The organism is Streptomyces sp. NPDC056373, from assembly GCF_042262425.1.
GTDB lineage: Bacteria > Actinomycetota > Actinomycetes > Streptomycetales > Streptomycetaceae > Streptomyces.
This window is the reverse complement of sequence record NZ_JBHJPX010000001.1, coordinates 68,317-81,441: the sequence shown is the minus strand read 5'-3', so window position 1 is coordinate 81,441 and position 13,125 is coordinate 68,317. Positions and strand designations below refer to the sequence as shown.

The window sequence follows — 13,125 nt, the reverse complement described above, 5'->3', positions numbered from 1 at the left end:
CTCATCAGAAGAACCGCGGATCGTCGAAGACGCCGGACGCGACCAGGTAGACGTAGAAGTCGGCGAGCGCCACGCTCACCAGCGACGCCCAGGCGAGCTGCATGTGCCGGGCGTTGAGCTTCCCCGCCCACTGCCACATCCGGTAGCGCACGGGATGCCGGGAGAAGTGCTTGAGCTTGCCGCCGACGATGTGCCGGCAGGAGTGGCAGGAGATCGTGTACGCCCAGATCAGCACGATGTTGACCAGGAACACGAGCGTGCCGAGCCCCATGTGGCCCCAGGCGTAGGTCTCGTCGCGGAAGGCGAGCACGGTGTCGTACGTCAGGATCCCGGCGACCACGAGCGCGGCGTAGAAGAAGTACCGGTGGATGTTCTGCAGGATGAGCGGGAAGCGGGTCTCGCCGGTGTACTTCTTGTGCGGCTCGGCGACCGCGCAGGCCGGCGGGGACGCCCAGAAGCCCCGGTAGTAGGCCTTGCGGTAGTAGTAGCAGGTCAGGCGGAATCCGAGCGGGAAGATCAGGATGATGATCGCGGGGGAGATGCCCCACCAGCTCCCGAAGAGCTCCCAGTTCGGGCCGCCCCTCATCGTCTCGCAGTTCTCCGCCAGGCACGGGGAGTAGAAGGGCGAGACGTACGGCGCCGCGTAGTAGTCGGTGTTCGCGAAGGCCCGCCAGGTCGAGTAGACGATGAAGGCGAGCAGGCCCGCGGCGGTGCCGGCCGGGGCCAGCCACCAGCGGTCGGTGCGCAGGTGCGGGGCGGCGATCGCGGCCCGCGCAGCGCCCCGCACACCGCCGCTCTCAGGTCTGGGTTCGGTGGCAGGTGGTTCCGTACCAGTGGCCACGTGACGACTCCGGTCGGGTTCGGGGGAGGTGCCGGTCGCGCTCGACTCCTCCCCGGGTCAGGGAGCGCGCCGGTCCCGGGCGCCGAGCCCCTCGTCGTCCGAGTCGCTCCACAGGGCGGAGTCGTACGGAGCGTCCGAGATGGTGACCAGCTCGGGGCGCTTCGGCGCGGCCGGTGACGCGGCGGCGTCGCGCAGCAGGGCGACGCTCTCGCGCAGGTGGTTGGCGTCGGCACGGACGCGGCGCATCTCCAGGCCACCGGTGCCGAGCTGCTTCTCCAGGCGTCCCAGCGATCGGAACACTTCGTCGAGACTGCGCTGGACTGACATCAGTTCGTCGTGAACGGACATGACTTGCCCTCACTTCCGCGGGTCCTTCATGGCCCAAGGCGGCAACGCTCATGCGCCTGCGAGTGTTGCGCGTCACACCTTGTGCTGTGAAGGGATGTGCATCGATTGGCCGAGGCGTACGGGTGCACTGCGCGGTGCGTTGCGCCGCACGGGTGACTTCCCGCCCGTGACCGCCGTGTCGCTCTGTGTTGCCGAACCCTTTCCTCTTCAGTGGCCGCATACATCAGATGAAAGCCAAATACCGCCAAACGTGATCATAACGCCCGCGGCTTCCCGGAGGTAGCACAGATGTCCCAGCATGGCGTCGGCCCGCGCGCGGTCATGCGCTCGGTCGCTTTCCTCACCGCGGGAGTGCTCGCGGTGCCCGCGCTCGCCGGATGCGGCTCCGACGACCCGTCCGGCAAGCCGCTCGCCGGGCAGGACATCCAGCCCGCCCCCCGCGACCGGATCACCGACGGAGGCACCCTGCGCTGGGCCGTCGACTCCGTGCCCGACACGATGAACACCTTCCAGTCGGACGCCGACGCCACCACCGCCCGCGTCGCCCAGGCCGTCCTGCCGTCGATGTTCCGCATGGACGCCTCCGGCCGCCCCGAGCGCAACCCCGACTACCTGGAGTCCGCCGAGGTCGTCGACACCGAGCCCAAGCAGGTCGTCCTGTACAAGCTCAACCAGCAGGCCGTCTGGAGCGACGGCCGGGAGATCGGCGCCGCCGACTTCGCCGCCCAGTGGCGCGCCCTGTCCGGCAAGAACACCGCCTACTGGACCGCCCGCAACGCCGGCTACGACCGCATCCAGAAGGTCGAGCGCGGCGACAACGCCCTGGAGGTCCGGGTCACCTTCAGCCGCCCCTACGCGGACTGGCGCTCGCTGTTCTCCCCGCTGTACCCGAAGGACGTCATGGGCACCCCGGACTCCTTCAACGACGGGGCCCGCAAGAAGCTCAAGGTCACCGCCGGGCCCTTCACCGTGAAGGAGGTCGACCGCAAGGACGAGGAGATCACCCTCGCCCGCAGCCCGCGCTGGTGGGGCAAGCCGGCCAAGCTCTCCGAGATCGTGCTGCGCACCGTCCCGCGCGACAAGCGGGCCGCCGAGCTGGCCGCCGGCGACCTCGACCTGGCCGAGATCGACCCCACGGCCGCCCGCCGCATCACCGTCGCCGCCCGCCCGCAGAGTTCCGCCGGCCCGCTGATGGGCCCCGGCGCCGACCGGTCCGCCGCGGACTCCCTGGAGTCCTGGGCCCGGGCCAACGGCTCCGACGAGGACGCCGCCGACGAGGAGATCGCCGCCCGCAAGAAGCTGCGCAAGGCGGCCGTCAAGTACGCCCGGCAGCAGCAGGCCCTCAGCGGCTTCGAGGTCCGCAAGTCCCTGGAGCCCGCCTACACCCAGCTCGCCCTGAACGGCGCCGACGGCCCGCTCACCGACGAACGCGTCCGCAGGGCCGTCGCCCGCGCCCTGGACCGCAAGGAACTCGCCCGGGTCGTCCTGAGGCCCCTCGGCCTGCCCGCCGTCCCGGTCGGCAGCCACCTCGCCCTGTCCGGCCAGGCCGCCTACGCCGACAACAGCGGCGCCCTCGGCGGCCAGGACACCAAGGAGGCCCAGGCGCTCCTCGCGGACGCCGGGTGGGTGCGCGGCGGTCCGATCAAGGAGGAGAAGAAGAAGGAGAAGGCGGCCGGTCCCGAGGGCGACGAGGCCGACGACACCGGCAAGGCCCACGACACCGGCAAGGCCGACGACACCGGCAAGGCCGACGACTCCGGCGGGGACGACAAGGCGCGGCGGGGACCGGACCCCGCCGAGCACCTCGCCCGGGACGGCAAGAAGTACGCGCACCAGGGTGGCGCTCCGGGGGCGTACGCCCCGCGCGGCACCGCCGCCCCGGCGAACCAGGAGGCCGCGCCGCTCGCCAAGAACGGCAAGCCCCTCACGCTCCGCTTCGTGCTGCCCTCCGGGCCCGGCTCCCAGACGCTGCGCACGGTCGCGGACCGCATCTCCCGCATGCTGGAGCGCGTCGGCATCACCACCGAGATCTCCAGGGTCTCCGACGAGTCCTACTTCAAGGACCACATTGCCTCCGGCCAGTACGACCTCGCCCTGTACTCCTGGCCCGCCACGGCGTTCCCCGCCACCGACGCCCGCCCCGTCTACGCCAAGCCCGTCCCGGCCGCCGACGGTTCGCTGAACGTCGAGCAGAACTACACCCGCGTCGGCACCGACCAGGTCGACCAGCTCTTCGACGAGGCCGTGGCCACCCTCGACGAGGGCGAGTCCCGCTCCCTGCTGCGCAAGGCCGACTCCCGGATCTGGGCGGCGGCCGGCTCGATCCCCCTCTTCCAGCGTCCCCAGCTCCTGGCGGCCCGCAAGAACCTGGTCAACACCGGCGCCTTCGGCCTCGGCACACCGGTCTACGAGGACATGGGCTTCCTGAAGAAGGGCGCGAAGCCGGCGTCGGGGCCCTCGGTGAAGGGCTCGAAGACCCCGTAGCTCTGGGAACGCTCAAACGCCTTGCCGTCCGTCGCCCGGCGTCCGCACCATGAGACCAGCAGTGATCATGGTGCGGACGCCGGGCGTCCGTACGCGGGGGAAACGGGGGCATGCGGATGCGCGGCACGGTGGGACGGGTCTGTGGGGCCGGACTGGTCGTCGGGGTGCTGGTGGCGGGGGTGGGGGCGTGTTCGTGGAGCGCGGGCGACCGGACCACGGCTTGCACGAACGGCACCTACGACTGGTCCGGCGTGCGGCGGACGCAGAAGCTGACCGCGTTGAGCGACCCGATCTTCTTCGAGAAGGTGACCGCCTTCTACTCGGCCAAGCTCAAGCCGGTGGATGAAAGGGTTTACCGGCCCTCTGTGACCGGCGCGCCCCGGGGCGTCGGCGCGGCCGCCGTGATCACGGCCCTGGGCAGGCATCTGAAGGTCGGGGAACCGCTCGCCGACCCGTCGGAGAGGGAAGTACCGGAGCGGGACCACTACTTCGAGGCCGCGACCGGCGACCTCAAGGGCGCGTACTACTCCTGGGGCTACGTCCGCCTGGTCACGGCGGACTTCACGTACACGTGCGCGGACGCCGAGCCCGTCACGGGGCAGGTGCTGACCTGGGAGGGCACCGGCAGCGGCTTCATGCCCTGCTCCGAGGAGCCCCCCGAAGGCGTGGCCGGCCGTGCGGCGGCCGATGAACTGTGCCCGGCGGGCTCCCGGGCCGCCAGGGCAGCGGACTGAGCCGAGCTGTCCCCGGGCGTCCACGGCGGCCCGCACCGGCCGCCGGGTGCCTCGGAGACAGCCGTGGACCCTCGCCACCTGCGTATATGCCTCCCGGCACGTCCCAGCGGCAGCGCACCCGTACCATGGGGTGAGGCCGTGGCACGTTCAGCCCGGCAGGGCCCGCGCACCGCAGACGTCCGCGCAGGGCATTCCTCACCACTCCGGGAGTACGCCTTTTATGGCCACGCGCCACGACATCCGCAACGTCGCCATCGTCGCCCACGTCGACCACGGCAAGACCACCATCGTCGACGGCATGCTGAAGCAGGCCGGTGCCTTCGCCGCGCACCAGCTCGAAGGTGTCGACGACCGCATGATGGACTCGAACGACCTGGAGCGTGAGAAGGGCATCACGATCCTGGCCAAGAACACGGCGGTGAAGTACCACCCGAAGGACGGGGGGGACGTCATCACCATCAACATCATCGACACCCCCGGTCACGCCGACTTCGGCGGCGAGGTCGAGCGCGGTCTGTCGATGGTCGACGGCGTCGTCCTGCTCGTGGACGCCTCCGAGGGCCCGCTCCCGCAGACCCGCTTCGTGCTGCGCAAGGCGCTCCAGCAGCGCCTGCCCGTCATCCTGTGCATCAACAAGACGGACCGCCCGGACTCCCGGATCGACGAGGTCGTCAACGAGACCTACGACCTCTTCCTCGACCTGGACGCCGACGAGGAGCAGATCGAGTTCCCGATCGTCTACGCCTGCGGCCGCGACGGCATCGCCTCGCTGACCAAGCCGGACAACGGCACGGTCCCGTCCGACTCCACCAGCCTGGAGCCGTTCTTCTCCACGATCCTGGAGCACATCCCGGCCCCGACCTACGACGAGGCCGCCCCGCTCCAGGCCCACGTCACCAACCTGGACGCCGACAACTTCCTCGGCCGTATCGCGCTGCTCCGTGTCGAGCAGGGCGAGCTGCGCAAGGGCCAGACGGTCGCGTGGATCAAGCGCGACGGCACCATCAGCAACGTCCGCATCAGCGAGCTGATGATGACCGAGGCGCTGACCCGCAAGCCCGCCGAGAAGGCCAGCCCGGGTGACATCTGTGCCGTCGCCGGTATCCCGGACATCATGATCGGCGAGACCCTCGCGGACCCCGAGAACCCGGTCGCCCTGCCGCTGATCACGGTCGACGAGCCCGCGATCTCCATGGTCATCGGCACCAACACCTCGCCGCTGGTCGGCCGTGGCGGCACCGGCAAGGGCGCCGACAACAAGGCGGCCGTCAAGGACCGCAAGGTGACCGCCCGCCAGGTCAAGGACCGCCTCGACCGCGAGCTGATCGGTAACGTCAGCCTCCGCGTGCTGGACACCGAGCGGCCGGACGCCTGGGAGGTGCAGGGCCGTGGTGAGCTGGCGCTGGCCATCCTGGTCGAGCAGATGCGCCGTGAGGGCTTCGAGCTGACCATCGGCAAGCCGCAGGTCGTCACCAAGGAGGTCGACGGCAAGACCTACGAGCCCGTCGAGCGCATGACGATCGACGTGCCCGAGGAGCACATGGGCGCGGTCACGCAGCTCATGGGCGTCCGCAAGGGCCGCATGGACAACATGTCCAACCACGGCTCCGGCTGGGTCCGTATGGAGTTCGTCGTGCCCTCGCGCGGCCTCATCGGCTTCCGGACCGAGTTCCTGACCCAGACCCGCGGCACGGGCATCGGCCACTCCATCCACGAGGGCTTCGAGCCCTGGTTCGGCACCCTGCAGACCCGTAACAACGGTTCGCTGGTCGCCGACCGCTCCGGTTCCGTCACGGCCTTCGCGATGACGAACCTCCAGGAGCGCGGCGTGCTGTTCACCGAGCCCGGCACCGAGGTGTACGAGGGCATGATCGTCGGCGAGAACTCGCGCTCCGACGACATGGACGTGAACATCACCAAGGAGAAGAAGCTCACGAACATGCGGTCCTCCTCGGCCGACTCGTTCGAGGCGATCGTCCCGCCGCGCAAGCTGTCGCTGGAGCAGTCCCTGGAGTTCTGCCGGGACGACGAGTGCGTCGAGGTGACCCCGGAGGCCGTGCGCATCCGCAAGGTGAACCTGGACGCCCGCGAGCGCGCCCGCGCCGCGAGCCGCGCCAAGCACGGCTGACGCCCGCCGCGCACCGACGACACCGGGCACCCCGCGAGGCGGGGTGCCCGGTGTCGTCTGCCCAAAGGGCGGGAAACGCGGAGGCAAGGGTAGGGAAAACCCTCGACTTGCCCGCGACGGCCGTCAGGGGTGGTTTTCTCCCACTACCCTGCTCCGGAAGCGCCACGCGTCCTCGGTCACGGGGATCGCACAACGGCCTTGCCGCACAAGCTACTTGAGCGCGCGACAGACGCCGAGGGAACCCTCTATGGATTCCACGGTACGCCGCAAGCGGTTTATCTCACTCTCGCGTCCGGAATGCGGACAGTCGACACCGATAGATGTGTAACAAGTCCGTTTCGCAGGGATCTTTCACCAAACCCTTTGTCCGGATTTTGGAAGATGTAGGCGAGAGCTGTGATCGAACCGAGACCTCGAGAGTGTGGTTCGGTCCTGGCGTTTGGCAGATAGTTAGGCGCGTAGAGCTCGGATGTACGGGTCAGTAGCCGGCAGCGGCGCGACTCACGAGCGCGGGGGCACTCGACGAATTCCGGCACCGGCGACGGGCGGGGGCCGTGATGTGTCGTGTGCTCCCTTCGCGGTGAACCAATGACTTCATAGGAGGAACCCATGCGCGGTGCCAAGAGCGCCAAGTGGGTCGCGGGGGCGATAGTCGTCGCCCTGGCCGCCACCGCCTGCGGCGGCGGCGACGACAGTGCCGGCGACGACATGAACAAGGGGAAGGCCGACCCGAACGGCATCGTCACTGCGCAGCTGAGCGAACCGCAGAACCCGCTCCAGCCGGCCAACGCCAAGGAGAGCCAGGGCAGCCGCGTGCTGCGCACGATCTTCGCCGGCCTGGTCGACTACGAGCCCGGCACCGGCAAGCTCGAGTACATCAACGCCGAGTCGGTCACGCCGAACAAGGACTCGTCGGAGTGGACCGTCAAGCTCAAGCCGGGCTGGAAGTTCCACGACGGCACCCCGGTCACCGCGAAGTCCTACGTGGACTCCTGGAACTGGTCCGCCAACATCAAGAACAACCAGACCAACTCCAGCTGGTTCTCGGACATCGTCGGCTTCGCGGACGTGCACCCGGAGAAGGGTGACCCGAAGGCCGACAAGATGTCGGGTCTGAAGGTCGTCGACGACAACACCTTCACGATCAAGCTGACGCAGCCGGTCTCGTACTTCGCGTACAAGCTGGGCTACGACGTGTGGGCGCCGCTGCCCGAGGCCTTCTTCAAGGACCCGAAGGGCTTCGGCCAGAAGCCGGTCGGCAACGGCCCGTACAAGTTCGTGTCCTGGGAGCACAACAAGCTCATCAAGGTCCGCAAGTTCGCGGGCTACAAGGGCCCGAACGTCGCCAAGAACGGCGGCATCGACTTCAAGAACTACACGACCGCCGACGCCGCGTACTCGGACCTGCGCTCGGACAACGTGGACTGGATCGAGCAGGTCCCGACCACCGCGCTGACGAACTACAAGTCGGACCTCGGCGACCGCGCCATCGACCAGCCGTACTCGGCCATCCAGACGATCGTCCCGGCCTTCTACGGTAAGCAGTTCAAGGACATCGACCCCAAGGTCATCCAGGGTCTGTCCATGGCGATCGACCGCCAGACGATCACCAAGACCGTCCTCCAGGGCACCCGCACCCCGGCCGACTCCTTCGTCGCTCCGGGCGTGCTCGGCTACAAGAAGGGCGTGCTCGGCGACATCGTCAAGTTCGACCCGGCGAAGGCCAAGAAGCTCATCCAGGAGGGTGGCGGCGTCCCGGGCAACAAGATCTCGATCCAGTACAACGCCGACCAGGACCACAAGCCCTGGGTCGACGCGGTCTGCAACTCGATCCGCAAGTCCACCGGCGTCGAGTGCACCGGTGCCCCGAAGCCGACCTTCCAGGCCGACCTGGACGCCCGCGACAAGCACCAGGTGAAGTCCTTCTACCGCAGTGGCTGGGTGCTGGACTACCCGGTCAACTCGAACTTCATGCGTGACCTGTACGGCACCACGGCGGCCGGCAACGTCAGCGGCTACTCCAACAAGGAGTTCGACAAGCTGAGCTCCGACGCCGACAAGGCGAGCTCCATCGACGAGACCGTGAAGAAGTACCAGCAGGCGGAGCAGCTCCTGGTCAAGGACATGCCGGGCATCCCGCTCTGGTTCTACAAGGTCAACAGCGGTCAGTCCAGGCACATCCTGGGCAAGATCCCTTACGGCCAGGACGGTGACCCGATCTTCGACGAGGTCCAGGTCAAGCAGAAGTAACCAGACGACCGCAGGCCGGTGCCGCCCCTCCCGTACAAGGGGAGCGGCGGCGCCGGTCCGTAGGCACAGGCCTCCACCTCACCCCCCGACCTGCGGTAGAGATGAGTGCGCAGGCCTCGCCGACCCCTCACGGCATGGAGGCGCAAGATGGGGCGCTACGCCGCCAGGCGACTGCTCCAGATGATCCCGATCTTCATCGGGACAACTCTGTTGATCTTCCTGATGGTCCACATCCTGCCGGGCGACCCGGTCCGGGCCATCTACGGGGACAAGGCTCCCGATCCCGCACAGATCGCGCAGATCAAGCGCGAGTACGGCTTCGACAAGCCCGTCCTCGAGCAGTACTTCCACTACATGCTGAAGCTCGTTCAAGGAGACTTCGGCAACAACCTCGCCGGACGCCCGGTCATCGACCTCATGACCGACGCCTTCCCGGTGACGCTGCGGCTGACGCTGCTGGCCATCACCATCGAGATCATCATCGGTGTCGGTCTGGGGGCGTGGGCCGGTCTGCGGGCCGGCAAGGCCGCCGACACCGGCGTGCTGGTCTTCACCCTGACGGTGATCTCCATCCCGGTGTTCGTCCTCGGCTTCATCGCCCGGTTCATCTTCGCCGACGAACTCGGCTGGCTGCCGCCCAACGTCCAGGACTCCACGAGCTACTCGCAGTTGTTCCTGCCGGCGTTCGTCCTGGCCATGTTGTCGATGGCCTACGTGGCCCGGCTGACCCGGACGACCTTCGCCGAGAACCTGCGTGCCGACTACATGCGCACCGCGCTCGCCAAGGGCCTGCCCCGGCGCCGCATCATCGGTGTCCACCTGCTGCGCAACTCGCTGATCCCCGTCGTCACCTTCGTCGGTACCGACGTCGGCGGCTTCATCGGCGGCGCGGTCATCACCGAGGGCATCTTCAACATCCAGGGTGTCGGCAACCTCCTCTACAGGGCGATCCAGACGAGCGAGGGCTCGACGGTCACGGGTGTGGTGACGGTCCTCGTCCTCGTCATCCTCCTGATCAACCTGCTCATCGACCTGCTGTACGCGGTCCTGGACCCGAGGATCCGGTATGCCTGACGTGACCAAGGCCCAGACCACCGACGCCGCGGCCGTGGACGCCGTCGCCCCGCCGGCCGTCGACGCCCCCGGCAAGGAGAGCACGCAGAAGAGCGAGAAACCCCGCTCCCTGTGGGGCGACGCCTGGTACGACCTGCGGCACCGGCCCATGTTCTGGATCTCCTCGGTGCTGCTGGTCCTGCTGCTGGTGATCGCCGCGTTCCCCGGCATCTTCACCAGCGTCGACCCGCGCGACGGCGACCTGGTCCACCACTACCTGGGCAAGCCGGAGCTGGGGCACTTCTTCCAGCCCGACTGGTTCGGCTACGACCAGCAGGGCCGCTCGATCTACTCGCGTGTCATCCACGGCACCCGGGCCTCGATCCTCGTCGGCGTCTGCGTCACCGCGGCCGTCACGCTGCTCGGCGGTCTGCTCGGCATGCTGGCCGGCTACTTCGGCGGCTGGGTCGACTCGGTGATCTCCCGGATCGTCGACATCTTCTTCGGCCTGCCGTTCCTGCTCGGCACGATGGTCGTCCTGAACGCCTTCACCGAGCGCAAGGTGTACGTGGTCATCCTGGCCCTGGCCTTCCTGGGCTGGACCTCGATCGCGCGAGTCATGCGCAGCTCCGTCATCACGGCCAAGCAGGCGGACTACGTGACGGCGGCCCGGGCGCTGGGCGCCGGCACCACGCGGATCCTGTTCCGCCACGTGATGCCGAACGCCGTCGCGCCGACCATCGTCGTGGCCACGATCGCCCTCGGCGGTTACATCTCGGCGGAGGCGACGCTGTCGTTCCTCGGCCTCGGCCTCAGCGACCCGACGATCTCGTGGGGCATCGACATCTCCGAGGGCAGCAGGGTGATCCGGGACAACCCGCACACGCTGCTGTTCCCGGCGGGCATGCTCAGCCTCACCGTCTTCGCGTTCATCATGCTCGGCGACGCGGTGCGCGACGCCCTTGACCCGAAGCTGCGCTGAGGAGGGCGTACGTGACCACCATCGACAAGACCCGGAACGTCCCCGAGCCGCGCGGCGCGGCCGATGGCGACATTCCCCTGCTCGAAGTGCGCGACCTGCACGTCGAGTTCCACACCCGTGACGGTGTGGCCAAGGCCGTCAACGGCGTCAACTACACCGTCAACTCGGGCGAGACCCTCGCCGTGCTCGGTGAGTCCGGCTCCGGCAAGTCCGTGACCGCGCAGGCGATCATGGGCATTCTCGACATGCCGCCCGGCCGGATCCCGCAGGGTCAGATCCTGTACCGGGGCGAGGACATGCTCACCATGTCCGGCGACGCCCGGCGCAAGATCCGCGGCCGGAAGATCGCCATGATCTTCCAGGACGCGCTGTCCGCGCTGAACCCCGTGCTGTCCGTCGGCTACCAGCTCGGCGAGATGTTCCGCGTCCACCAGGGCCTGAGCAAGAAGGACGCCAAGGCCAAGGCCATCGAGCTGATGGACCGCGTGAAGATCCCGGCCGCGAAGGAGCGCGTCGGCGACTACCCGCACCAGTTCTCCGGCGGTATGCGCCAGCGCATCATGATCGCCATGGCGCTCGCCCTGGAGCCGGACCTGATCATCGCCGACGAGCCGACCACGGCCCTCGACGTGACGGTCCAGGCCCAGGTGATGGACCTGCTCGCGGAGCTGCAGCGCGAGTACAACATGGGCCTGATCCTGATCACCCACGACCTCGGCGTCGTCGCCGACGTCGCGGACAAGATCGCCGTGATGTACGCGGGCCGGATCGTGGAGACCGCGCCCGTGCACGAGCTGTACAAGCGGCCCGCGCACCCCTACACCAAGGGTCTGCTCGAGTCGATCCCGCGCCTGGACCAGAAGGGCCAGGACCTGTACGCGATCAAGGGCCTGCCGCCCAACCTGACGCGCATCCCGTCGGGCTGTGCCTTCAACCCGCGCTGCCCCATGGCGCAGGACATCTGCCGTACGGACGTCCCGCCGCTGCACCCGGTCACCGAGCGGGACGGCGGCGAGCTGGTCGGCCGCGGCAGCGCGTGCCACTTCTGGAAGGAGACGATCCATGGCTGAGCTGGACAAGACGGACGAGTCCATGGACGCCACCCCCAACGTCACCGAGGTCGAGACGGTGGAGGCCGCCACCGACGAGGAGGCCGTCGCCGCCATCGAGGCACCGGTCGAACGCGGTGAGCCGATCCTGCAGGTGCGCAACCTGGTCAAGCACTTCCCGCTGACCCAGGGCATCCTGTTCAAGCGCCAGATCGGTGCGGTCAAGGCCGTGGACGGGGTCTCTTTCGACCTCTACCAGGGCGAGACGCTCGGCATCGTGGGCGAGTCCGGCTGTGGCAAGTCCACGGTCGCCAAGCTGCTGATGATGCTGGAGAAGGCGACCGCGGGCGAGATCTTCTACAAGGGCCAGGACATCACCAAGCTGTCCGGGCGTGCGCTGAAGGCGGTCCGCCGGAACATCCAGATGGTGTTCCAGGACCCGTACACCTCGCTCAACCCCCGTATGACGGTGGGCGACATCATCGGGGAGACCTTCGAGATCCACCCCGAGGTGGCGCCGAAGGGCGACCGCCGCCGCAAGGTCCAGGACCTCCTGGACGTCGTCGGCCTCAACCCCGAGTACATCAACCGCTACCCGCACCAGTTCTCGGGCGGTCAGCGCCAGCGCATCGGCATCGCCCGCGGCCTCGCGCTCAACCCCGAGATCATCATCTGCGACGAGCCGGTCTCCGCGCTGGACGTGTCCGTCCAGGCACAGGTCATCAACCTGATGGAGAAGCTGCAGAACGAGTTCAACCTCTCGTATCTCTTCATCGCGCACGACCTGTCGATCGTCCGGCACATCTCGGACCGTGTGGGCGTGATGTACCTCGGCAAGATGGCCGAGATCGGCTCGGACACGGAGATCTACGACCACCCGACGCACCCCTACACCCAGGCGCTGCTGTCGGCCGTCCCGGTCCCCGACCCGGCGTCCCGCGAGGGCCGCGAGCGGATCATCCTCACCGGAGACGTCCCGTCCCCGGCCAACCCGCCCTCGGGCTGCCGCTTCCGCACCCGCTGCTGGAAGGCGCAGGACAAGTGCGCCCAGGAGGTCCCCCTCCTGGCCATCCCCGAGCGCTTCCAGGGCGAGGACACCCCGGCGGCCCACGAGTCGGCCTGCCACTTCGCGGAGGAGAAGGACGTGGTCCACGCGGCCTGACCGCGCCGCCTCGTTTCCCGGCATCCCGTGAGGGTGCCGGGAAACGGTGCTGTTCGGCCCCGTTCCACCGTTCCGCAAGCGCCCGCCAACTGCG

The 13,125-nt window shown here is 68.5% G+C and carries 10 protein-coding genes; 8 read left to right on the top strand and 2 right to left on the bottom strand.

Annotated features, from left to right (window positions below; all coding sequences use genetic code 11):
* Positions 1-4 precede the first annotated feature (4 nt).
* Complete coding sequence (locus ACFCXS_RS00390; protein ID WP_376640438.1) at positions 5-841, bottom strand: hypothetical protein; 837 nt, start codon at positions 839-841, stop codon at positions 5-7.
* Positions 842-898: 57 nt separating this feature from the next.
* Positions 899-1,189 (bottom strand): hypothetical protein, encoded by a 291-nt coding sequence (locus ACFCXS_RS00385; protein WP_376640436.1) that lies wholly within the window; start codon positions 1,187-1,189, stop codon positions 899-901.
* A 288-nt stretch (positions 1,190-1,477) separates the two neighbouring features.
* Here ACFCXS_RS00385 and ACFCXS_RS00380 point away from each other — a divergent pair, with 288 nt between their 5' ends.
* The 8 genes from ACFCXS_RS00380 to ACFCXS_RS00345 all read left to right on the top strand — a co-directional run bounded on the left by ACFCXS_RS00380 (position 1,478) and on the right by ACFCXS_RS00345 (position 13,031).
* Positions 1,478-3,673, top strand: a complete 2,196-nt coding sequence (locus tag ACFCXS_RS00380; protein WP_376640434.1) for an ABC transporter family substrate-binding protein — start codon at positions 1,478-1,480, stop codon at positions 3,671-3,673.
* A gap of 110 nt (positions 3,674-3,783) precedes the next feature.
* Entirely contained in the window at positions 3,784-4,407 is a 624-nt protein-coding gene (locus tag ACFCXS_RS00375; protein ID WP_376640432.1) for a hypothetical protein, read from the top strand.
* A 220-nt stretch (positions 4,408-4,627) separates the two neighbouring features.
* A complete protein-coding gene (gene typA / locus ACFCXS_RS00370; protein ID WP_376640430.1) occupies positions 4,628-6,535 on the top strand; it encodes a translational GTPase TypA in 1,908 nt (635 codons plus the stop codon).
* Between the two features lie 609 nt (positions 6,536-7,144).
* Positions 7,145-8,785 (top strand): ABC transporter substrate-binding protein, encoded by a 1,641-nt coding sequence (locus tag ACFCXS_RS00365; RefSeq protein ID WP_376640427.1) that lies wholly within the window; start codon positions 7,145-7,147, stop codon positions 8,783-8,785.
* Between the two features lie 147 nt (positions 8,786-8,932).
* On the top strand, positions 8,933-9,859 hold the full coding sequence (locus ACFCXS_RS00360; RefSeq protein ID WP_376640425.1) for an ABC transporter permease: 927 nt from the start codon (positions 8,933-8,935) through the stop codon (positions 9,857-9,859).
* Positions 9,852-10,820 (top strand): ABC transporter permease, encoded by a 969-nt coding sequence (locus tag ACFCXS_RS00355; RefSeq protein WP_376640423.1) that lies wholly within the window; start codon positions 9,852-9,854, stop codon positions 10,818-10,820. Before ACFCXS_RS00360 ends, ACFCXS_RS00355 begins: the two co-directional genes overlap by 8 nt.
* An 11-nt stretch (positions 10,821-10,831) precedes the next feature.
* Positions 10,832-11,890, top strand: coding sequence for an ABC transporter ATP-binding protein (locus ACFCXS_RS00350; RefSeq protein ID WP_376640421.1), 1,059 nt, complete (start codon positions 10,832-10,834; stop codon positions 11,888-11,890).
* Entirely contained in the window at positions 11,883-13,031 is a 1,149-nt protein-coding gene (locus ACFCXS_RS00345) for an ABC transporter ATP-binding protein (protein WP_376640419.1), read from the top strand. The genes ACFCXS_RS00350 and ACFCXS_RS00345 overlap by 8 nt, the downstream gene beginning before the upstream one ends.
* Positions 13,032-13,125: the final 94 nt, after the last annotated feature.